Source organism: Actinacidiphila bryophytorum (assembly GCF_016916835.1).
Lineage (GTDB): Bacteria > Actinomycetota > Actinomycetes > Streptomycetales > Streptomycetaceae > Actinacidiphila > Actinacidiphila bryophytorum.
Genome location: NZ_JAFFIX010000001.1, coordinates 693,124 through 713,854, shown reverse-complemented (window position 1 = coordinate 713,854; position 20,731 = coordinate 693,124). Strand labels below are relative to the sequence as shown.

General features: G+C 72.8%; 17 protein-coding genes. 9 read left to right on the top strand and 8 right to left on the bottom strand.

Annotated elements, in window-relative coordinates; all coding sequences use genetic code 11:
* Window positions 1-3: 3 nt before the first annotated feature.
* The 3 genes from JT723_RS03050 to JT723_RS03040 form a co-directional block, all read right to left on the bottom strand.
* Window positions 4-930, bottom strand: a complete 927-nt coding sequence (locus tag JT723_RS03050) for an endonuclease/exonuclease/phosphatase family protein (RefSeq protein ID WP_372441214.1) — start codon at window positions 928-930, stop codon at window positions 4-6.
* Window positions 931-1,600: 670 nt separating this feature from the next.
* Window positions 1,601-2,215 (bottom strand): TetR/AcrR family transcriptional regulator, encoded by a 615-nt coding sequence (locus JT723_RS03045; protein WP_205042725.1) that lies wholly within the window; start codon window positions 2,213-2,215, stop codon window positions 1,601-1,603.
* Window positions 2,212-3,804, bottom strand: a complete 1,593-nt coding sequence (locus JT723_RS03040; protein ID WP_205042724.1) for an MFS transporter — start codon at window positions 3,802-3,804, stop codon at window positions 2,212-2,214. The genes JT723_RS03045 and JT723_RS03040 overlap by 4 nt, the downstream gene beginning before the upstream one ends.
* 176 nt (window positions 3,805-3,980) lie before the next feature.
* Here JT723_RS03040 and JT723_RS03035 point away from each other — a divergent pair, with 176 nt between their 5' ends.
* From JT723_RS03035 to JT723_RS03010, 6 genes are all read left to right on the top strand, one after another.
* On the top strand, window positions 3,981-6,365 hold the full coding sequence (locus tag JT723_RS03035) for an ATP-binding cassette domain-containing protein (RefSeq protein ID WP_205042723.1): 2,385 nt from the start codon (window positions 3,981-3,983) through the stop codon (window positions 6,363-6,365).
* Between the two features lie 160 nt (window positions 6,366-6,525).
* Window positions 6,526-7,398: a 3-methyl-2-oxobutanoate hydroxymethyltransferase gene (panB, locus tag JT723_RS03030; protein WP_205042722.1), complete on the top strand. Its 873-nt coding sequence runs from the start codon at window positions 6,526-6,528 to the stop codon at window positions 7,396-7,398.
* 281 nt (window positions 7,399-7,679) lie between these two features.
* Window positions 7,680-8,171, top strand: coding sequence for a sigma-70 family RNA polymerase sigma factor (locus tag JT723_RS03025; protein ID WP_240165023.1), 492 nt, complete (start codon window positions 7,680-7,682; stop codon window positions 8,169-8,171).
* Complete coding sequence (locus JT723_RS03020) at window positions 8,168-8,851, top strand: anti-sigma factor family protein (protein WP_205042720.1); 684 nt, start codon at window positions 8,168-8,170, stop codon at window positions 8,849-8,851. Before JT723_RS03025 ends, JT723_RS03020 begins: the two co-directional genes overlap by 4 nt.
* Window positions 8,852-9,044: 193 nt before the next feature.
* Window positions 9,045-10,070 carry an ATP-binding cassette domain-containing protein gene (locus JT723_RS03015; RefSeq protein WP_205042719.1) on the top strand — a complete coding sequence of 342 codons (1,026 nt, stop codon included), beginning with the start codon at window positions 9,045-9,047 and terminating at the stop codon, window positions 10,068-10,070.
* A complete protein-coding gene (locus JT723_RS03010; protein ID WP_205042718.1) occupies window positions 10,067-10,900 on the top strand; it encodes an ABC transporter permease in 834 nt (277 codons plus the stop codon). The genes JT723_RS03015 and JT723_RS03010 overlap by 4 nt, the downstream gene beginning before the upstream one ends.
* Before the next feature lie 26 nt (window positions 10,901-10,926).
* Here JT723_RS03010 and JT723_RS03005 read toward each other — a convergent pair whose 3' ends face one another.
* Window positions 10,927-14,280 (bottom strand): AfsR/SARP family transcriptional regulator, encoded by a 3,354-nt coding sequence (locus JT723_RS03005; protein ID WP_205042717.1) that lies wholly within the window; start codon window positions 14,278-14,280, stop codon window positions 10,927-10,929.
* A 523-nt stretch (window positions 14,281-14,803) separates the two neighbouring features.
* On the opposite strand from JT723_RS03005, the gene JT723_RS03000 reads away from it, so the two are divergent.
* The gene (locus JT723_RS03000) at window positions 14,804-15,574 is read left to right on the top strand and encodes a site-2 protease family protein (RefSeq protein WP_205042836.1); all 771 of its coding nucleotides are present in this window, start codon (window positions 14,804-14,806) and stop codon (window positions 15,572-15,574) included.
* Between the two features lie 28 nt (window positions 15,575-15,602).
* On the opposite strand, the gene JT723_RS02995 is transcribed toward JT723_RS03000, so the two are convergent.
* Window positions 15,603-15,770 carry a hypothetical protein gene (locus JT723_RS02995; protein WP_205042716.1) on the bottom strand — a complete coding sequence of 56 codons (168 nt, stop codon included), beginning with the start codon at window positions 15,768-15,770 and terminating at the stop codon, window positions 15,603-15,605.
* 145 nt (window positions 15,771-15,915) lie between these two features.
* On the opposite strand from JT723_RS02995, the gene JT723_RS02990 reads away from it, so the two are divergent.
* Window positions 15,916-16,842 carry an NADP-dependent oxidoreductase gene (locus JT723_RS02990; protein ID WP_251512828.1) on the top strand — a complete coding sequence of 309 codons (927 nt, stop codon included), beginning with the start codon at window positions 15,916-15,918 and terminating at the stop codon, window positions 16,840-16,842.
* Between the two features lie 197 nt (window positions 16,843-17,039).
* Here JT723_RS02990 and npdG read toward each other — a convergent pair whose 3' ends face one another.
* Together npdG and ddaH are read right to left on the bottom strand one after the other, a co-directional pair.
* The gene (gene npdG, locus JT723_RS02985; protein WP_205042715.1) at window positions 17,040-17,756 is read right to left on the bottom strand and encodes an NADPH-dependent F420 reductase; all 717 of its coding nucleotides are present in this window, start codon (window positions 17,754-17,756) and stop codon (window positions 17,040-17,042) included.
* Window positions 17,757-17,844: 88 nt separating this feature from the next.
* The gene (gene ddaH / locus JT723_RS02980) at window positions 17,845-18,708 is read right to left on the bottom strand and encodes a dimethylargininase (RefSeq protein WP_372441201.1); all 864 of its coding nucleotides are present in this window, start codon (window positions 18,706-18,708) and stop codon (window positions 17,845-17,847) included.
* A gap of 234 nt (window positions 18,709-18,942) precedes the next feature.
* Between ddaH and JT723_RS02975 the strand changes: the two genes are divergently transcribed.
* Entirely contained in the window at window positions 18,943-19,686 is a 744-nt protein-coding gene (locus tag JT723_RS02975) for a bifunctional DNA primase/polymerase (protein ID WP_205042714.1), read from the top strand.
* 24 nt (window positions 19,687-19,710) lie between these two features.
* On the opposite strand, the gene JT723_RS02970 is transcribed toward JT723_RS02975, so the two are convergent.
* Entirely contained in the window at window positions 19,711-20,679 is a 969-nt protein-coding gene (locus tag JT723_RS02970; protein WP_205042713.1) for an SCO2278 family lipoprotein, read from the bottom strand.
* Window positions 20,680-20,731 lie beyond the last annotated feature (52 nt).

Genomic DNA, 20,731 nt, shown 5'->3' with positions numbered 1-20,731 from the left:
CCCTCAGTCCTGCGGCAGTTGGAGGCGGGCGGCGACCGGCAGGTGGTCGCTGCCCGTCCGCGGCAGGGTCCACGAGGAGCGCGGCTCCGCGCCCTTGACCATGATCTGGTCGATCCGCGCCATCGGCATGCCCGCCGGCCAGCTGAAGCCCATGCCGTTGCCCGCGGCGCCCTGTGTGGAGCGCATCTGCGAGGTCACCGAGGCCAACGCCCGGTCGTTCATGGTGCCGTTGAGGTCGCCGAGCAGCACCACGCTGTGCAGCGGCTCGGCCGCGATCGCCTCGCCCAGCGCGTCGGCGGCCCGGTCGCGCTGCCCCGCGGTGAAGCCCGCGTCGAACTTCACCCGCACGGACGGCAGATGGGCGACGTACACGGCGACCTTGCCGTCCGGTGTGCTCACCGCGGCCCGCATCGCCCGGGTCCAGCCCATCTTGATGTCCACCGGCGCCACCCCGCTGATCGGGAAGCGGCTCCACAGCCCGACCGTGCCCTGCACCGAGTGGTACGGGTACGCCGCCGCGAGATCCCGCGCGTAGCGCGGCGCCTGGCTCTCCGCCAGCTCCTCAAGCGCCACCACGTCCGCCCCGGCGGCGACCACGTCCTTCGCGGTGGCGTCAGGGTCGGGGTTCTCGGCGTTGACGTTGTGCGTCAGCACCGTCAGGTCGCCGCCGGGCGAGGACTTGTCGGTCAGCAGCCCGCCGAAGAGGTTCAGCCACACCAGGGCCGGCAGCAGCAGCGCCACGAGGGCGGTCGTCGACCGCCGCAGCACCGCGCACACGAACAGCACCGGCAGCACGAGCCCCAGCCACGGCAGGAACGTCTCCGACAGGCTGCCCAGGTTGCCGATCCGGTTGGGGATGTCGGAGTGGAAGAACAGCACGCCGGTGAGCAGGACGCACAAGGCGGCGAGCACGATGCCCCGCCGCCACATGCCGGCGGGGCGCCACCACCGCACGAACCGGTCCAGAGCCCGCTCCGGCCTGCCGGCCACGGCCGGCTCCTGCGTGCCGTCGCCGCCCGCGGCCGCGTCCGTGCTGCTCTGCGCCTGGGTCATGAGGATCCTCGCTGCGTTGCCGGGTGCTCTGCCGACCATAGGCGATCGGTATCCCAACCGACGGCCCCCGCCCCCGGGCGGGTTCCGCCCCACCCCCCAAATCCCCCTGCTCGTGACATAACCATTACCTCCGCGGTACGCGCCCCCCGGCCGGAGTGCCTCTTCGGCGGGGCCGAGCACATGAGGGGCGCGGGGACTGCGCGCCCAGCCCACCACCGGCCGGTGGTCCGTCTCCGACAGAAACAGCCCCTTTCGGCCGGTGACGACCCGCGCCCCGGTGGGGGCTTGTCGCGCAGTTCCCCGCGCCCCTGAAAAACGCTCACCCTCTGCGGCAGAGGGCAACGTCTCCCGGTAAGGCGTCCACCTCCGCGGCAGGCGGCACCCCAGGGGCGCGGGGAACTGCGCGCGCAACCCCCCACCGGCCGGTGGTCCGTCTCCGACAGAAACAGCCCCTTTCGGCCGGTGACGACCCGCGCCCCGGTGGGGGCTGGTCGCGCAGTTCCCCGCGCCCCTGAAAAACGCTCGCCGCCCCGCGCAAGGGCGCCCCTTACGCCCCGGGGGCGATGCCGTGGAGGATGAGGTCGACTATGCGCTCGGAGAGCCCCGCTTCGAGGGGCGCGTCATGGCGGAACGCCGTACGCGTGAGCATCGGGCCGGTCACGAAGTCGACCAGGAGTTCCAGGTCGGAACCGAGGTCCGACCGCACTTCGCCGGTGGCCACGCCCCGTTCGATCAGGCGGGCCAGCGCGGCGCGGCGCTTGGCGATGACCGTCTCGTGGTAGCGCTGCCACAGCTCGGGGTTGCTCTGCACCTGCGTGAGCATGTTGCGCAGCATCGCCGAGTCGCGTTTGGCCAGGCCCCGCCGGCGTATCGTCTCGACGGCGACGACCAGGTCGTCGCGGAAGGACGTGCCGGGCAGCACCGGCATCGCCGCGTTGTCGACCTCGGCCATCGCATCGAGCAGCAGCGCGTCCTTGCTGGCCCACCGCCGGTAGACGGTGGCCTTGCCGACGCCGGCCTCGCGGGCGATGCCCTCCATCGTGAGGTCGCCGAAGGTCGTCCCGTCGGCGATGAGCCGCAGGACGGTCTCGACGACCTTGTGGCCGACGGCCGCGTCGCGCGGTCGCCCGCGCGGCACGGCCGTCGTATCCGGCACGGTCACTGCTCGGCACCTGCCATCGTCAGTTCCGCCTCACCGCCGGGCTGGGCGGGAGCGGTGGTGGGCTTGCCCGGCAGGAAGACCAGTACCACGAGCGCGCCGAAGAGGGCCACACCGCCTGAGGCGGCGGCGGTGACGTGCATGGCGTGGATGAAGGCGTTGTGTGCCGGTTCGACCAGCGCCTGGCCCTTGGGGCCGTACTTGGCGGCGACGCCGAGGGTGGCCTCGATGGACTCGCCCGCGGAGTGCCGGGCGGGGGCGGGCAGCCCGCCGAGGTGGCCGTTGATGCCGTTGCGGTAGACCGTGGACATCAGCGAGCCGAGCACGGCGACGCCGACGGCCCCGCCGACCTGGCGGAAGACGTTGTTGACGGCCGAGCCCGAGCCGGCCTTCTCGCGCGGCAGCGAGGACATGATCATCACGGTGGCGGGCGGCATGACGTGCGCCATGGCGCCGCCCATCAGGAAGAAGAGCACTTCGAGCACCCAGATCGGGGTGCCGGCGTCGAGCAGCAGGAAGCCGAGGAAGGACACCCCGGTCAGCGCCATGCCGCCGGCGCAGACCGCGCGGGCGCCGAACTTGTCGACCAGCAGCCGCGCCCGGGGCGCGAACACCATCTGCGCACCGGCGAGCGGGAGCAGCAGCAGGCCGGACTGCAGGGCGCTGTAGCCGCGGACGGACTGGGTGTAGAAGACGATGAAGAAGGTGACGCCCATCAGCGCGAAGAACACCAGGCCGATGGCGGCGACGGACGCGGAGAACTGCCGCTTCTTGAAGTAGGACATGTCCAGCGCCGGGTGCTCGACGCGCCGCTCGTACCAGACGAAGCCGGCCAGGATGAGCACACCGCCGAGCGAGGTCGCCCAGACCTCGGGCTTGGTGAAGTCGCCTGCCTGGCCGCCCTTGATGATGCCGTAGATCAGCAGGACCAGGCCGGCCATGGACAGCAGCACGCCGACCGGGTCGAGCCGGCCGGGGCGCGGGTCCTTGGAGTCGGGCACGAGCACGAACATCGCGATCAGGCCGGCGACCACGATGGGCACGTTGACCAGGAAGACCGAGCCCCACCAGAAGTGCTGGAGCAGCAGGCCGCCGGTGATCGGGCCGATGGCGATGGCCAGGCCGACGACGCCGGCCCAGATGCCGATGGCCTTGGGCTGCTCCTCGCGCTGGAAGACGTTCATGATGATGGCCAGCGTCGCGGGCATGATGAAGGCGCCGCCGAAGCCCATCAGGCCGCGGTAGGCGATGAGTTCGCCGGCGGACCCGGCGGACGCCGACAGTGCGGAGCCGATGCCGAAGACCAGCATGCCGAACAGCAGCACCTTCTTGCGGCCGAGCCGGTCGCCGAGCAGGCCCGCGGTGAACAGCAGGCCCGCGAAGACCAGGGTGTAGGAGTTGATCGCCCATTCCAGCTGACTCTGCGTCGCCCCGAGCCCGGTGGGCTTGGGTTGCGCGATCGTCTTCATCGCCACGTTGAGGATCGAGTTGTCCAGCACCACGACCAGGAGGCTGAACAGCAGCACGGTGAGGATCGCCCAGCGTCGGCGGTGTATCGCCTCAGGGACGGTGAAACTCGCATTGTCGGCCATACCTGTCAGCGTAGGTCCGGTTTACGATACGGATGCGTCTCGTATCGTAAAGACCGGGTAAAACCCCGCGGCGACCGGTCAGGAAGCGAGAAGCACGCCGGTCCCGCCGCCGGTTAGCGTGGTCGCGGGTCCGCACCGGGGACGGCGGACCGGACCGTAGCGCAGAGGGAGAGAGCATGAGCGCGGCCGGCAGGAAGAGCACGCAGGCTCCGCAGGGAGCCGACAGCCACGACCTGATCCGGGTGCACGGAGCCCGGGTGAACAACCTCAGGGACGTGCACGTCGAGATCCCCAAGCGCCGGCTGACGGTCTTCACCGGGGTCTCCGGGTCAGGCAAGAGCTCGCTGGTCTTCGGCACCGTCGCCGCCGAGTCGCAGCGGCTGATCAACGAGACCTACAGCGCCTTCGTGCAGGGCTTCATGCCGACGCTTGCCCGTCCCGACGTCGACGTGCTCGACGGGCTGACCACCGCGATCGTCGTCGACCAGCAGCGGATGGGCGCCGACCCGCGCTCCACGGTCGGCACCGCCACCGACGCCAACGCCCTGCTGCGCATCCTCTTCAGCCGGCTCGGCACGCCGCACATCGGCCCGCCCGGCGCGTACGCCTTCAACGTGCCCTCGGTCAGCGCGAGCGGCGCGATCACCGTCGAGCGGGGTGAGAAGAAGGCGGTGAAGGCCACCTTCCACCGCACCGGCGGCATGTGCCCGCGCTGCGAGGGCCGCGGCTCGGTCTCGGACATCGACATGGCCCAGCTCTACGACGCGTCCAAGTCGCTGAACGAGGGCGCGATCACCGTGCCCGGCTATACCGGCGGCGGCTGGAACTCGCGGCTGTACGCCGAGTCCGGCTTCTACGACGCGGACAAGCCGATCGCGAAGTTCACCAAGCGGGAGCTGCACGACTTCCTGCACCGCGAGCCGACCCGGATGAAGATCGCGGGCATCAACATGACCTACGAGGGCCTGGTCGTGCGGGTGCAGCGGTCGATGCTGTCCAAGGACAAGGACGCGATGCAGCCGCACATCCGGGCCTTCGTGGAGCGGGCGGTCACCTTCGCCACCTGCCCCGAGTGCGACGGCACCCGGCTCAGCGAAGGCGCGCGGGCCTCGAAGATCGGCAAGGTCAGCATCGCCGACGCCTGCGCCATGCAGATCAGCGACCTGGCCGACTGGGTGCGCGCCCTGGACGAGCCCTCGGTCGCCCCGCTGCTGGAGTCGCTGCGCGACAGCCTGGACTCCTTCGTGGAGATCGGCCTCGGCTACCTCTCGCTCGACCGCCCCGCCGGCACCCTGTCGGGCGGCGAGGCGCAGCGGGTGAAGATGGTCCGCCATCTCGGCTCGCCGCTCACCGACGTCACCTACGTCTTCGACGAGCCGACCGTCGGCCTGCACCCGCACGACATCCAGCGGATGAACGACCTGCTGCTGCGGCTGCGGGACAAGGGCAACACGGTGCTGGTGGTCGAGCACAAGCCGGAGGCGATCGTGATCGCCGACCACGTGGTGGACCTCGGCCCGGGCGCGGGCACCGACGGCGGCACCGTGTGCTTCGAGGGCACCGTCGAGGGCCTGCGCGCCTCTGACACCGTCACCGGGCGGCACCTGGACGACAGGGCCGCGCTGAAGCCGCAGGTGCGCAAGCCGGCCGGGGCGCTGGAGATCCGCGGGGCGGCCACCCACAACCTGCGCAAGGTGGACGTCGACATCCCGCTGGGGGTGCTCACCGTCGTCACCGGTGTGGCCGGTTCCGGCAAGAGCTCCCTCGTGCACGGCTCGATCCCCGCCGACGCCGGCGTCGTGTCGGTCGACCAGGCCCCGATCCGCGGTTCGCGGCGCAGCAACCCGGCCACGTACACCGGGCTGCTCGACCCGATCCGCAAGGCGTTCGCGAAGGCCAACGACGTCAAGCCGGCGCTTTTCAGCGCCAACTCCGAGGGCGCCTGCCCGACCTGCAACGGCATCGGCGTGGTCTACACCGACCTGGCGATGATGGCGGGTGTCGCCACGGTCTGCGAGGAGTGCGAGGGCCGGCGCTTCCAGGCCTCGGTGCTCGACTACCGCTTCGGCGGGCAGGACATCTCGCAGGTGCTGGCGATGCCGGTGAACCAGGCCGCGGACTTCTTCGGCCCCGGCGAGGCACACACCCCCGCGGCCCATGCGATCCTCGGCCGGCTCGCCGACGTGGGCCTGGGCTACCTCAGCCTCGGCCAGCCGCTCACCACGCTGTCCGGCGGCGAGCGCCAGCGGCTGAAGCTGGCCACCCACATGGCCGACAAGGCCGGCGTCTACGTCCTCGACGAGCCGACGACCGGCCTGCACCTGGCCGACGTCGAACAGCTGCTCGCCCTGCTGGACCGCATCGTCGACTCCGGCCGGTCGGTCATCGTGGTCGAGCACCACCAGGCGGTCATGGCGCACGCCGACTGGATCATCGACCTCGGCCCGGGCGCGGGCCACGACGGCGGCCGCGTCGTCTTCGAGGGCACTCCCGCGGAGCTGGTCGGCACCGACACCCTCACGGGCCGCCACCTGGCTGCCTACGTGGCACCGCGGGGCTGAGGCCGCGGGGCCGTGCCCCGCCTGCCGCCACCGGGAGCCGCGGGTGTGCCCTCCGGCACACCGCGGCTCCCCTTTGCGCGGCACGCCAGGCGTGCCAGCATGGGAGGTGGTCCGGGGACGCCGTCAGGGCGCCTCGAGATGACATGAGGGAGCTGTCACCATGACGCAACTTCCGGCTGCCCAGAACCCGCCCGCGGGCAGCGACAACCCCAAGGCGCTCTACGGCGGCACCGGCACCCGCCGGGTCACCGTGCGGGACCTGGCCCTGGCCAAGGAGCGCGGCGAGCGCTGGCCGATGCTCACCGCCTACGACGCGATGACCGCGTCGGTCTTCGACGAGGCGGGCATCCCGGTGCTGCTGGTCGGCGACTCGATGGGCAACTGCCACCTCGGCTTCGACAGCACGGTGCCGGTCACGATGGACCACATGACGATGCTGGCCGCGGCCGTCGTACGCGGCACCAGCCGGGCGCTGGTCGTCGGCGACCTGACGTTCGGGTCGTACCAGGAAGGCCCGGTGCAGGCGCTGCGCAGCGCCACCCGGCTGGTCAAGGAGGCCGGGGTCGGGGCGGTCAAGCTGGAGGGCGGCGAGCGGTCGCTGCCGCAGACCGAGACCATCGTGCAGGCCGGCATCCCGGTCATGGCGCACCTGGGGCTGACCCCGCAGTCGGTGAACACCCTCGGCCACCGGGTGCAGGGCCGCGGCGAGGAGGCGGCGCAGCAGCTGGTCAGGGACGCGAAGGCGGCGCAGAACGCCGGCGCCTTCGCGGTGGTGCTGGAACTGGTCCCGGCCGAGCTGGCCGCCGAGGTCACCCGCTCGCTGCACATCCCGGTGATCGGCATCGGGGCCGGCCCCGACACCGACGCGCAGGTGCTGGTGTGGACCGACATGGTGGGCCTGACCGGGGGGAAGGTGCCGCGCTTCACCAAGCAGTACCTGAACCTGCGGCAGACCCTCGGCGACGCGGCCAAGGCGTACGCGCAGGAGGTCGTCGGCGGGGCCTTCCCGGCCGAGGAGCACACCTTCCACTGACAAGTCCGGCGGCGGGTGTCCCGACACGTCGGGTTTTTCCGATGTGCCATGGCTCGTTTTGAGACAACCCGCCGCCGCGTCCGTATGAGTCGGTGAGCGCCACCCCCGGGCGGCGGCCACCGGCGCATACGGGAAGCCAGATGACCTTCAGCAGCCGCACGATCTCCGGTCCTGCCGGAGGCGAACTCGACCGGGCGCCCCGGGTAGGGCAGGATGCGCCCGTGGACGGACCACCCCTCGGACCTTCGGGGCCTGCCGGCTCGGCACCGGAGGAGGAGCTGATGCGGGCGCTGTACCGCGAGCACGCGGGCGCGCTCTACACCTACGTGCTCCGGCTCGTGGCCGGCGACCGCTTCCTGGCCGAGGACGTCGTCCAGGAGACGCTGCTGCGCGCCTGGAAGAGCGCCTCCCGGCTGGACCCCGCCGCCAGGTCGCTGCGGCCCTGGCTGGTCACGGTGGCCCGGCGGATCGTGATCGACGGCCACCGCAGCCGGCAGGCCCGCCCGCCGGAGACCTCGCCCGCGGCCCTGGAGCAGCTGCCCGCGAACGACGACATGGAGCGCTCGCTGCGGCTGATGACGATCTCGGACGCGCTCCAGGACCTGTCCGAGGCGCACCGCGAGGCACTGGTGGCCACCTACTTCGGCGGCCGTACGGTCAACGAGGCGGCCGAGGAGCTGGGCCTGCCGCCCGGTACCGTACGGTCACGGGTCTTCTACGCGCTGCGCGCCCTGCGGAACGCTCTGGAGGAGAGAGGTGTGACCACCTCATGAACCCGCATGTGGATGTGGGCGCCTACCTGCTCGGCGCGCTGGACGACGACGAGATGGCGCGTTTCGAGGCGCACCTGGTGGACTGCGAGCTGTGCGGGCACGAGCTGGACCAGCTCAGCGGGGTCGTACCGGTCCTGGACGAACTGGGACCCGACGGGCTGGCGATCGCCGGGATGCCCGGCGGCGACGCGGTCCTCGACCGGCTGCTCGCCGAGGTCGCGGGCGAGCGCAAGGCGCACCGGCGGCGCCGCCTGGTCTCGGTCGCGGCTGCCGCGGTGCTGGTCGTCGGCGGCCCGGCGATCGCGGTGCTGGCCGTCCAGGACAACGGCAACGGCTCCCCCGCCGCGGTCCAGAGCTTCGGCTCCGACCAGCACAGGGCCTCCAACGCCACGACGGGCGTGTCCGCGGTCGTCGGGATCACCGACAAGGGCTGGGGCAGCGTCGTCGACCTGCGGCTGACCGGCGTCCACGGGCCGCTGACCTGCAGCCTCATCGCGTACGCGGTCAACGGCAGCGGGCAGACGGTCGCCACCTGGTCGGTGCCCGCCGAGGGCTACGGCACCGACACGCAGCCCGCGCCGCTCACCGTGCACGGGGCCGCGGGGCTGCACGCCTCGGACATCACCCGCTTCGACGTGCGCACCGACACCGGCGCGCTGCTGGTCACCGTCCCCACCTGACCCCGCCCGGCCCCCCTGACCTTGCCTGACCTTGCCTGACCTTGCCTGACCTTGCCTGACCTTGCCTGACCCCGCCTGACACGGCCCCCGACACGGCACCGACGCCGTGGCCGACATCCCGCCGACACCGGCAGGCGGCCCGCGTCGGCGGCGTGTCGGTGCCGTGTCAGCGGGCTCCGGCACTGTGGTGGGCATGACGACGCGACTGAGTGAAAAAGGCGCCGCCGTCGAGGTACGGGGGCTGGTCAAGCACTACGGCCGGACCAAGGCACTCGACGGGGTGGACCTCGACGTACGGCAGGGCACGGTACTGGGCGTGCTCGGCCCCAACGGAGCCGGCAAGACCACCCTGGTCAGGGTGCTGTCCACACTGGTCAAGCCCGACGCGGGCAGCGCCCGGGTGGCGGGCTACGACGTGCTGCGCCAGCCCCGCGAGCTGCGCCGGGTGATCGGGCTCACCGGTCAGTACGCCTCGGTGGACGAGAAGCTGTCCGGCCGGGAGAACCTCTACATGATCGGGCGGCTGCTCGACCTGTCGAGCAGGCAGGCCAAGGCCAGGGCGGACGAGCTGCTGGAGCGGTTCTCGCTGACCGAGGCCGCCAAGCGGCCCGCGATGCAGTACTCGGGCGGCATGCGCCGCCGGCTCGACCTGGCGGCCAGCATGATCGGTCACCCCGCGGTGCTCTACCTGGACGAGCCGACCACCGGCCTGGACCCGCGCACCCGCAACGAGGTGTGGGAGGAGGTCCAGCGCATGGTCGCCGACGGCGCCACCGTGCTGCTCACCACGCAGTACATGGAGGAGGCCGAGCAGCTGGCGAGCGAGCTGACCGTGATCGACCGCGGCCGGGTGATCGCCAACGGCAGGGTGGCCGAGCTGAAGGCGAAGGTCGGCGGCCGCACCCTGCAGATCGTCCCGACCGACCCGGCCCGGCTGTCCGCGATGGCCACCGCGATCAGCGACGCGCGCCTGGACGGGATCGCCGGGGTGCAGACCGACCTGGCCGCGGGCGCGGTCAACGTGCCGATCCTCACCGACGAGCAGCTGACCGCGGTGGTCGGCCTGCTGGCCACCTGCGGCTTCGGCATCGCGCACATCGGCACCCACCTGCCCAGCCTGGACGAGGTGTTCCTGGCGATCACCGGCAGGCCGACAGAACCGCGCGGCCCCGCGCGGACCGCCGCGCCCGCCGAGAACAAGGAAGAGGTGACGGTATGACCACGGCCACGGCCACCCTGGAGCGGCCGGCCAAGGCCGCCGCGGCCGGCGAGGGCCGGATCGGGCTGCGGGCCAACCTGCGCCACATCGGCGCACTCGCCCGCCGCAACATGCTCCAGATCAAACAGGACCCGGAGTCGATGTTCGACGTCCTGCTGATGCCGGTGATCTTCACCCTGCTGTTCGTGTACGTCTTCGGCGGCGCGGTGGCGGGCAAGGGCAACCAGCAGGAGTACGTCAACTACGTGGTGCCCGGCCTGATGGCCATGATGGGCATGAACATCGCGATGGCGGTCGGCACCGGCATCAACGACGACTTCAAGAAGGGGGTCATGGACCGCTTCCGCACGATGCCCATCGCGCGCTCCTCGGTCCTGATCGCCAAGATCGTCGTCGAGCTGGGCCGGATGATGATCGCCACGCTGATCCTGCTGGGCGTCGGTTTCGCGCTCGGCCTTTCCATCCACACCGACGTGCTGCACCTGCTGGGCGCGATCGCCCTGTCGGCGGTGTTCGGCGCCTCGCTGATGTGGATCTTCATCCTGCTGGGCCTGACCATGAAGACGCCGCAGGCGGTTCAGGGGGTCGCGATGCTCGTACTGATGCCGCTGCAGTTCGGCAGCTCCATCTTCGCCAAGCCCACCACGATGCCGGGCTGGCTGGAGGGATTCACCAAGGTCAACCCGCTGTCCAACCTGGCCGACGCGGCCCGCGCCATGATCAACGGCGGCGCTGTCGCCCACTCGGTGTGGATCACGCTCGCCTGGTCGGTCGGCATCACCGCGGTCACGGCGCCGCTGGCGGTGGCGCGCTTCCGCAAGAAGACCTGACCGCAGCAGGACCGGCAGAACAGGGCTCAGTCCACGTCGCGCATCAAGGTGACGGCCTCGACCGTGTCGAGGCCGTCACCTTCGGCGTACGCGGCCGCGTAGCCCTGCTCGCCCAGCACCGCGAGCAACCGCCGCTTGGCGGCGTCGAGTTCCGCGACCTCGCCCGGCGGGATCACCGAGGGGCGCAGCCGGTCGTGCGCACTCACCAGGGCCGCGGCCCGGCGGGCGCGGCGCTCGCCGAGACCCCCGGGGCCGCCCTGCTCGGCGAGCACCGACAGCAGGCTGATCGCACCCGGCGCCAGCAGGATGCCGAGCCGCGGGGTGATCACATTGGCCAGCGGGTGGTCGGCCAGGTCCTTCATGCCCTCGCTGAGCAGGTCGAGACCCGCCTTGGGCTCGCCCAGCCGGCCGATCAGATAGCCGCGCAGCGCCAGCAGCATGCCGGCCACGAAAGCCGGCTGGCCGGACCCGGCGGTGCCGTCCCGCATCATCTCCTCGACCACGCCGAGGGCCTCGGTCACCTGCCCGGTGTGGCTGAGCGCGGCAGCCAGCAGCATCCTGCCGAAGAAGCCGGCCCCCTCGCTGTCCGCGCCGAACTTCTCGGCATTCGCCACGCCCTCGCGCAGGGTGCGCAGGCCCTCCTCGACCTGGCCCATGTTGACCAGGTTCTCGCCGAGCCGGACGGTGAGGACCGGGACCCGCTGGTAGGAGCCGATCTTGCGGGCCAGCACGATGCCCTGGCGGCAGCACTCGGCCGCGTGCGCCCAGTCGCCCGCGTTGCTCGCCGCCTCGGCCTCCGCCGACAGCGTCTCGGCCGTGCCCCACTCGTCGCCGAGCCGCTCGAAGATCCGCCGGCTCTCGCCGACGTCGTGGATCGCGTCGGCCAGGCGGTCCGGCACGTCGTTGTTGACCTTCGCCCGCAACTGGAGCGCATACGCCAGCTCCCAGTCCCTGCCGTGCCGGCGGCACGCGTCCACCGACTCGTCCACCAGCCCGGACAGTTCGTCGAAACGGCCGGCGAAGAAGGCGCTGTAGGGCCGCATCAGGCCCGGCAGCCGGGCCGACTGGGGCAGGTGCGGCGGGTAGTTGGCGATCATCGACTCGCCGATCCTGACCACGCTCGGCAGCTGCCACCACTCCGTGTCGCCCTCTCTGGCCGACATCTCCACCATCCGCACCCAGCGACGGGCCTCGACCAGCCGCGCCCCGGTCAGCGGCGGCGGGTCCTCCAGCGGGCCGCGCCCGACGGGCTCGGTGATCGGCGGATCGCCGAAGGGGTCCTCGCCCATGTCCGCCACCCGCTTGGGCCAGTAGCGGCGCTCCGACAGGTAGTTGCGCACCTCCCAGAACCACGAGCAGCTCAGCACCAGCAGCAGCGCCTCCTGCTCGTCGCCCGCGTCCACCGCCCGGCGCAGCGCCGCCCGCAGGTTCTCGTGCTCCACCTCCAGGCGCTCGAACCACACCAGCTGGCCCGCCCGGCGCAGCAGCGGGTCCGCGGTGCGGACGTACTCGCGGAAGTACGTCATGTGCCGGCGCTCCACCAGCGAGCGCTCACCCGACTCGTCGAGCCGCTCCCCCGCGTACTCCGAGATCGTCTCCAGCATGCGGTAGCGCTCGCTGTCCGCGGTCAGCTCCGCCAGCACCAGGGACTTGTCGACCAGCGAGGCCAGCAGCGGTGCGGCGTCCGCGGCCTCCAGGCGCGAGGCGCCCTGCGGGTCGGTGCAGATCGCCTCGACGGCCTCCAGCGTCCAGCCGCCGCGGAAGACCGCCAGGCGGCGCAGCAGGGTGCGCTCGGCCGGGGCCAGCAGGTCCCAGGACCAGTCCACCACCGCCCGCAGCGTCTGCTGGCGCGGCAGCAGCGTACGGCTGCCGCCGGTCAGCAGCCGGAAGCGGTCGTCGAGCCGGTCGGCCAGCCCGCGCGGCGACATGCTGCGCAGCCGGGCCGCGGCCAGCTCGATCGCCAGCGGCAGCCCGTCCAGGCGGTGGCACAGCTCGGCGCACGCGACCGGGTCGTCGTCCACCGAGAAGCCCGGGCGGGCCGCGGCGCCCCGGTCGGCCAGCAGCTGCAGTGCGGTCGGTTCCGGCAGCGGGTCCAGGGGGCGCACCAACTCCCCCGGTACGCCCAGGGGTTCGCGGCTGGTGGCCAGCACCGCGAGGCCCGGGCAGTCCGCGAGCAGCCGCTCGGCCAGCGTGGCCGCCGCGTCGATCACATGCTCGCAGTTGTCCAGCACCAGGAGTATCTCGCGGGTCGCCAGATGGTCGGTGAGACGGCGCAGCGGCTCCTTCGCCTTCGGCTCCGCGGCGAGCGCGGTCTCCGCCGCGGAGCCGTGCAGGCGGGTGTCGCGCAGGCCCAGCGCGCTGATCACCGCCTCGGGGAGGGTACGGGGGTCGCTGACCGGGGCCAGCTCCACGTACCAGACGCCGTGCCGCCACCTGCCCGCGACCAGGTCGCCGGCCTCCTGCGACAGCCGGGTCTTGCCCGTGCCGCCCGGGCCGGTCAGCGTCACCAGCCGCGCCCGGGACAAGTCGGCACCGACCGCTGCCAGTTCGGCCTCCCGGCCGACGAAGCTCGTCAGCCGGGTACGGGCGTTGCCCGCGGCCCTTGCCGCGCCGGCCGGCGCGCCCGGCCGCGGAGGTTCCGGCTGCTTCGGCCGCTGCGGCCCGGGGTTGAGCAACTCGGCGTGCAGCGCCCGCAGTTCCGGGCTCGGGTCGGTGCCCAGTTCGTCGGCCAGGGACCGGCGCACCGACTCGTAGGCCGCCAGCGCGTCGGCCGTACGGCCCGCCGCACGCAGCGCCCTGATGTGCAGGGCGTGCACAGGCTCGTCCAGGGGGTGGTCGGCGGCCAGCCCCGCCAACTCGGGCAGCACGTGTGCCGCCCGGCCGAGGTCGAGTTCCGCCGTCAGCCACAGCCGGCGGGTGTCCAGGCGCAGCGCCTCGCTGCGTACGGCCGCGGTGCCGCGGTCCGGCAGGTCGGCCAGCGCCGGGCCGCGCCACAGCGCCAGCGCGTCCGCGAGCAGCGCGGTCGCCTTTACGGGGTCCCCGTCGGCCAGCGCCCGCGCGCCCTCCGCGGCGAGCCGCTCGAAACGGTAGAGGTCGACGTCGTCGTGCACCGCGGCCAGGCGGTAGCCGCCCTCGACCGAGTCCAGCGCGTCGTGCCCGATGGCCCGGCGCAACCGTCCGACCAGGGCCTGCAAGGCCCCGGTCGCCCCGGCCGGCGGCTCCCCGTCCCACACCTCGCCGATCAGCACGTCCGCGGACACCGTGCGGCCGGGCCGCAGCGCCAGTGCCGTCAGCAGCGCGCGGAGCCGGCCGCCCGCAAGGGCGACCGGCTCGCCGTCTTCCCTGACGGCCCGCGTACTCCCCAAAATCCCATATCGCACGCCCCCATTCTCCCCTCGCACCGGACGCGCGAGCCGTCACCGCCCCAAAGCGTCTCCTCGCTCCGGATCCGGACCACCGGCCGGTGGTGGGCTGAGCGCGCCGTTCCCCGCGCCCCTCGGTGGCACCCCCCGGGCCGCGGTGGCCCACATACGCCCGGCGGCGAGCGCTTTTCAGGGGCGCGAGGAACCGCGCGACCAACCCCCACCGGACGCGCAGGTCGTCACCGGACCGAAGGGGCTCCCCGGTCCGGAGCCGGACCACCGGCCGGTGGAGGGCTGAGCGCGCCCGCGCGGCGCCGGCCGCAGATCAGATGCAGCCCCGCGCCCCCAAAACGCTCACCCTCCGGCGCAGGGGGCACGCCCCGGGGGCTCGGGGCTGTCGCGGGGGGCAGGCGGGGAGGGCGCGGCCCCGCCGGGGAGGTGGGGGCGCGGGGGCGTGGGATGATCGGGCGACCGGGGGCGTGGAGTCACCGGGGGGATGGTTGCCGTCGGAAGCTGGAGCACTCGTATGAGCGTCACGCCGATTCGTCAGGCCCGCAGCCGCGGGGAACGGGGCATCAGCCCCGTTTTCCTGGGCATCGCGGCGGTGATGGCCGCGTCCGGCTGGGCCGTGTGGAGCGGCTTCGCTTCAGACCCCGGCTTCGCCGTCTTCCTCTTCGTCGTCTCCGGCTGGATCGTCTCGCTGTGCCTGCACGAGTACGCCCACGCCCGCACCGCCCTGCACAGCGGCGACATCACGATCGGCGGCAAGGGCTACCTCAGCCTGAACCCGCTGAAGTACGCGAACGCCGCCCTGTCCATCGCCCTGCCGGTGATCTTCGTGATCATGGGCGGCATCGGCCTGCCCGGTGGCGCCGTCTTCATCGAGCGGCACCGTATCCGGGGCCGCTGGCGCCACAGCCTGATCTCGGCCGCGGACCCGCTGATGAACGTCGTGTTCGCCGCCCTGCTGATGCTGCCGTTCATGTTGGGCGCCGTCGGCAAGTGGCCGATGGTCTTCCTGGCGGGTCTGGCCTTCCTGGCCTTCCTGGAGGTCAGCGCGGCGCTGCTGAACCTGCTGCCGATCCCGGGGCTCGACGGCTACGGCATCCTGGAGCCGTGGCTGCCGTACAGCCTGCGCCGCCAGGTGGAGCCCTTCGCGCCCTTCGGGCTGATCGCGACCTTCGGGGTGCTGTACATCCCCGCGGTCAACGACAAGTTCTTCGACGGCGTCTTCCGCATCCTGAGCTGGTTCGACGTGCCCGTCGAGATCACCGGCTACGGCGACTGGCTCTTCCGCTTCTGGAAGCACTGACCGGCGGCGCCCGAGCGCGCCGGGCGCGTCAGGCCGAGGCGCGGGCCTTGCGCCGGTAGTACCACCACATGTTGCTGGAGGCCCCCGCGAGCAGCACCCACACCACGCCGAGCCAGTTGCCGTTCACGAAGGACACGACGGCGGCGGCGACGGCGAGCACGCACACCACGAGGGCGTAGAGGGCGAGGCGGGGCATGGGCGGACGGCTCCTGTCCTGGACGTGTGCTGTCGGCATCCGGCCCGCCCATTGTCCCCCATGCTCCGCACCGGGGAGGCGGGCGGCCCGCGCAGCGGTTTGACTGGGGGCGGCAGCGCCGTCCGGCGCGCGGAAGGGACGTCCCGTGGAGACCACCATGCACGCGGTTCGCGGCCACCGCCGCGGCGGTCCTGAGGTACTGGCGTACGAGACGGCGCCGCGCCCGGTGCCGGGTGACGGCGAGGTGCTGGTCGGGGTGCGCTCGGCGGCGATCACCCCGGGCGAGCTGGCCTGGGACGCCACCTGGACCGACAGCCTGGAGCCCGGCGGGCGGCCGCGGCTGCCCGCGGTCCCGGCGAAGGAGCTGGCGGGCGTCGTGGTGGAAGGCCCGGGCACGGGCGACGAGGTCTTCGGGCTGATCCCCTTCACCAGGGATGGTGCCGCGGCCGAGTTCACCGCCGTACCCGCAGCGGTGCTGGCGCCGAAACCCGCGGGCCTGACCTTCGACGAGGCGGCGGCCCTGTCGCTGGCCGGGCTGACCGCGTGGCAGGGCCTGGTGCGGCACGGCGGGCTCACGAAGGGCGGCCGGGTGCTGGTGCACGGCGCCGCGGGCGGCGTCGGCTCGCTGGCCGTGCAGGTCGCAGCCGCGCTGGACGCGGAGGTGGTCGCCACCGCGGGCGCGGACCAGCTGGACTTCGTCCGCGAGCTGGGCGCCGCCCGGGCGGTCGACTACCGGGCGGAGCGCTTCGAGGACGTCGCCGGGGACGTCGACGTGGTCCTGGACACCGTGGGCGGCGACGTCCAGCAGCGCTCGTGGCAGGTGCTGCGGGACGGCGGGGTGCTGGTGAGCATCGTCTCGCCGCCCGAGCCGCCCCGGCAGGACGGCCCGCGCGGCGCCTTCTTCGTCGTGGAGCCCGACAGGGAAGGACTCACCGAGCTGGCCCGGCTGGCCGACACCGGCCGGCTGACCGTGCCGGTCGACCAGGTGGTCCCGCTGTCCGGCACAGCTGCCGCGTACGCCGCCCTGGACCACCACGGCCGACGCGGCAAGATCGTCCTGCGCGTCTCCTGAGTCCTGCGGGCCGGTGGGCTATAGGCCGTGTTTTGGAAGTCCCGCCTGCCCCGCGACGTCTGGCACGCACGCTCGCTGCGTTGTCGGAGTCGTCCGAGCAGGCCCACTACGAGGACGACCCTCCGCCTTGCGATCGCACGCACCGGACGCCGCGGGGCCCGCCCTGTGGGCGGACGGCGCTACTTCCAGAACACGGCCTAGACGTCCGTCAGCCGCAGGCCCGCGTGGGCCTTGTAGCGGCGGTTGACCGAGATCAGGTTGGCCACCAGGGACTCCACCTGGTGGGCGTTGCGCAGCCGGCCGGCGAAGACGCCGCGCATGCCGGGGATGCGGGCGGCGAGCGCCTGGACGAGGTCGGTGTCGGCGCGGACCTCGCCGAGCACCATCACGTCGGTGTCGATCTCGTCGACCTCCGGGTCCTGCAGCAGCACCGCCGACAGGTGGTGGAAGGCCGCGGTGACCCGGGAGTCGGGCAGCAGGGCGGCGGCCTGCTGGGCGGCGCTGCCCTCGTCGGGCGTGAGGGCGTACGCGCCCTGCTTGTCGAAGCCGAGCGGGTTGACGCAGTCCACGACGAGCTTGCCCGCGAGCTCCTCGCGCAGCGACTCCAGGGTCTTGGCGTGGCCGTCCCACGGCACCGCGACGATCACGATGTCGCTGCGCCGCGCGCACTCGGCGTTGTCGGCGCCCTCGACACCCAGGCCCAGCCCGGCCGCGGCGGTCTGCGCGCGCTCGGCGTTGCGGGAGCCGATGACCACCTGCTGGCCCGCCCTGGCCAGCCGGTAGGCCAGGCCGCGGCCCTGGTCGCCGGTGCCGCCGAGCACCCCGACCACCAGGCCGGACACGTCGGGCAGCTCCCAGGGGTCCTTGGCCGGGGTCTTGGCGGGGGCGGTGGTGGTGTCGTCAGCGTGAGTCATGACCGCGATCCTGCCAGGCCGCGGGCGCCGCGGCGCCGGGTGCCCCGCCCAGGTGGCGGGGATCACCCGGCGCCCTGCACCGTCGGGCTCAGCCGGCCGGTGCCGGGCGCAGCTCCATCGTGCAGCACTTGACGCTGCCGCCCGCCTTGTGGAATTCGGCCAGGTCGACGCCGACGGGGACGTATCCGCGTTCGCGCAGCGGCTCGTGGAGGCCGGTGGCCTCGCGGGGCAGGACGACGTTGAGCCCGTCGCTGACCGCGTTGAGCCCGAAGGCGGCGGCGTCCTCCGCGGTGGCGAGCAGAGCGCCGGGGAAGAGCCGGGCGAGGACCGCGCGGGAGCCGGGCGAGAAGGCGCCGGGGTAGTACATGATCTCGTCGGCGGTGTCGTCGAGCACGGCCAGCGCGGTGTCCAGGTGGTAGTAGCGCGGGTCGGTCAGCTCCAGGCTGATCACCGGCCGCGCGAAGAACTCCTGGGCCTCGTCGTGCGCGAGCGGGCTGCTGCGGAAGCCCTGGCCGGCCAGCAGCCAGGAGGAGGTGACGGCGAAGTCGCCCTCGGCCTCGTTGACGTGCTCGGGCTCACGCACGTCGGTGTAGCCGTGCGCGCGGAACCACGCAAGGTGCGCGGGAGCCTCGTCGGCCCGCTCGGGGTTGGCGAACCGGGCGCCGAGCACCCGGCCGTCCACGACGGTGGCGCCGTTGGCGGCGAAGACCATGTCGGGCAGTCCGGCGACGGGGTCGAGGATCTCGACCGTGTGGCCGAGCGAGCGGTAGCGGTCGCGGAGGTCCTCCCACTGGAAGAGCGCGAGCGCGGGGTCCACCGGTTTGTCGGGGTCCATCCAGGGGTTGATGGAGTACGCCACACGGAAGTGCGCCGGGGGGCACATCAGATACCGGCGGGGTGTCGCAGTGCGCAATGAGGGCTCCTCGTGGTGGTGAGTGTGCCTGGGGTGCACAGGGCGGTCCCCGCCGGACGGTCTGCCCGGTCGGGGAACGTTCTACGAGGATTGTGCGCCCGATCGGGCTTTTCGGTGCAGGACTTCGCACAGAAGCGTGATCGCGCATGTCGGGACATTCCGGCGGGGAACACTTCCCCCCCGGGTGGGTGTTCATTCCCGGCAAGAGGGAGGATGTCCTCCATCAGCCGCGTACCGTGGACACTGCGGGACGGGGGCGAGGGAAGGAGCTCGATGGCAGGCAAGAGCAGGTTGTCCGAGTGGGTGCGCCGCCGGACGGAGGGCACTTCGGGTGCCGCCCGGGCAGCCGAGCCGGACCTGCGCCGAGACCCCCTGGTCAGGGCTGCCGCCACCGCCGGCTTCCCGGTCGCGCCCGCCGCGCACCCCGCGAACTTCGGCTGCTCCTGCGAGCGGATCGGCTGTCCGATCCCCGCCGTCCACCCCGTCTCGCCCGCCTGGCAGACCCAGGCGAGCACCGACGCCGACAAGATCGGCCACTGGCTGCGCACCGACCCGCTGGCCAACTTCGTCACCGCCACCGGCATCGCCCACGACGTCCTCGATGTCCCCGCGGAGGCCGGCCGGCTGGCCATCGAACGGCTGATCGCCTCCGGTTCCCCCAGAGCTTCGCGTGGGGGTGCCCCCATGCTCGGCCCGGTCGCCGCCCGCGCCGACCGGCTGCTGTTCTTCACCGAGACCCGCGGCAATCCCGCCGACGAGGACGAGTGGTGGCCCTGCGAGCTGGACAGCCACCCGGAGACCGCGGAGGAGCACCCCGGCATCCGCTGGCACTCCCGCGGCAGCTACGTCCTGCTGCCGCCGTCCCGGCTGCCCTCGGGGCACACCGTCGAGTGGCTGCCGCAGCACGGCCCCGACCTGCCGCTGCCCGACCCGCTGCCGGTGCTCGACATCCTCTCCGACGCGTGCGCCCAGTTCGCCTACGAGCCCGAGCGCGAGACGGCCACCTGGCTGCGCTGACCGGCGCGGCGGTCGGCCCGGGGTCTACTCGCCCTTGGCGGTGACCAGGCCGACGACCCGGCTGAGGAAGACGACCTTCTTGCCGCCGCCCGCCTTCGGCACGGTGACGGCCGAGTCGGCCAGGCGGCTCAGGGTGACCGAGGTACGCGGGGTGCCGGTCATCAGCGCCTTGGTGTCGTCGTCGATCGAGAGCCGGTAGCCGGCCCGGAAAGTGGCCCGGGACTGGTGGCGGGACGCGAAGAAGACCAGTGCGCCACCGTCCGCGGTCCGCAGCGCGACCGGCGTGAAGTCGCCGCCCGCGGCGGGTTGGTCCGCGTACTGCGTCACCGAGTTGGCCGTCTTGGCGTGCGCGTTGCGGTCGCTGCGCACCTGCGAGGTGGACGGGCCGTCCGCGAAGACGTCGCTGCCGCCGCTGCCGCCCAGATACGTGCTGTAGTCCGCGCTCAACTGCCCCGGCTGCACCAGCAGGTCGGTGCCCGCCAAGCCCAGCGGCACCGCGTAACCGTCCTTGTCCCGGGCGAACTTCGGCATGTCGGCGGTGGCCACGGCCGCCACGTACGACGCCTTCCACGGGTCGCCGGCCGCCGCCCGGCGGAAGACCAGCAGCCAGCGGGCCGTACTGCTGCGGTTGGTGGCGGTGTCGACGACGAAGTACTTCGGCCAGCCGACCTGCCGGGGTATCAGGTAGTGCGAGTCGGAGAAGGCCAGCGGCTTGTAATCCGGGTTCCCCTGCGGGTGGTTGGCGTGCTTGGCGGTCAGTCCCGCCGCGTCGGTCGCACCGAGCGCGCCCGACTCGACCTCGGCGATGCCCTTGGCGTCGTACGCCCTGCCGACCCGGTTGTTGATCACGGTGAAGTCCGCCAGCGCCCGTGCCGCCTCGGACGTGCTCGCGGACGGGATGTTCTCCCGCTCCCCGTGCACGGTCATGCAGCCGGCCAGCGGCAGCGCCAGAGCGACGGCGGCAGCCCCGAGGCACACCCTGCGGCGGTTCATGCGCGTCGGCTCCTCAAACAACTCATCCGCTCGGACCGCCGCCACCCTACCG

Bases quoted from the DNA above. Each gene is read 5' to 3' on its own strand.
- JT723_RS03050 (WP_372441214.1), bottom strand. From the start codon at position 930: ATGTGGCGGCGGGGCATCGTGCTCGCCGCCTTGTGCGTCCTGCTCACC.
- JT723_RS03040 (WP_205042724.1), bottom strand. From the start codon at position 3,804: ATGGCCGACAATGCGAGTTTCACCGTCCCTGAGGCGATACACCGCCGA.
- JT723_RS03035 (WP_205042723.1), top strand. From the start codon at position 3,981: ATGAGCGCGGCCGGCAGGAAGAGCACGCAGGCTCCGCAGGGAGCCGAC.
- panB (WP_205042722.1), top strand. From the start codon at position 6,526: ATGACGCAACTTCCGGCTGCCCAGAACCCGCCCGCGGGCAGCGACAAC.
- JT723_RS03025 (WP_240165023.1), top strand. From the start codon at position 7,680: ATGCGGGCGCTGTACCGCGAGCACGCGGGCGCGCTCTACACCTACGTG.
- JT723_RS03020 (WP_205042720.1), top strand. From the start codon at position 8,168: ATGAACCCGCATGTGGATGTGGGCGCCTACCTGCTCGGCGCGCTGGAC.
- JT723_RS03015 (WP_205042719.1), top strand. From the start codon at position 9,045: ATGACGACGCGACTGAGTGAAAAAGGCGCCGCCGTCGAGGTACGGGGG.
- JT723_RS03010 (WP_205042718.1), top strand. From the start codon at position 10,067: ATGACCACGGCCACGGCCACCCTGGAGCGGCCGGCCAAGGCCGCCGCG.
- JT723_RS02995 (WP_205042716.1), bottom strand. From the start codon at position 15,770: ATGCCCCGCCTCGCCCTCTACGCCCTCGTGGTGTGCGTGCTCGCCGTC.
- npdG (WP_205042715.1), bottom strand. From the start codon at position 17,756: ATGACTCACGCTGACGACACCACCACCGCCCCCGCCAAGACCCCGGCC.
- JT723_RS02975 (WP_205042714.1), top strand. From the start codon at position 18,943: ATGGCAGGCAAGAGCAGGTTGTCCGAGTGGGTGCGCCGCCGGACGGAG.
- JT723_RS02970 (WP_205042713.1), bottom strand. From the start codon at position 20,679: ATGAACCGCCGCAGGGTGTGCCTCGGGGCTGCCGCCGTCGCTCTGGCG.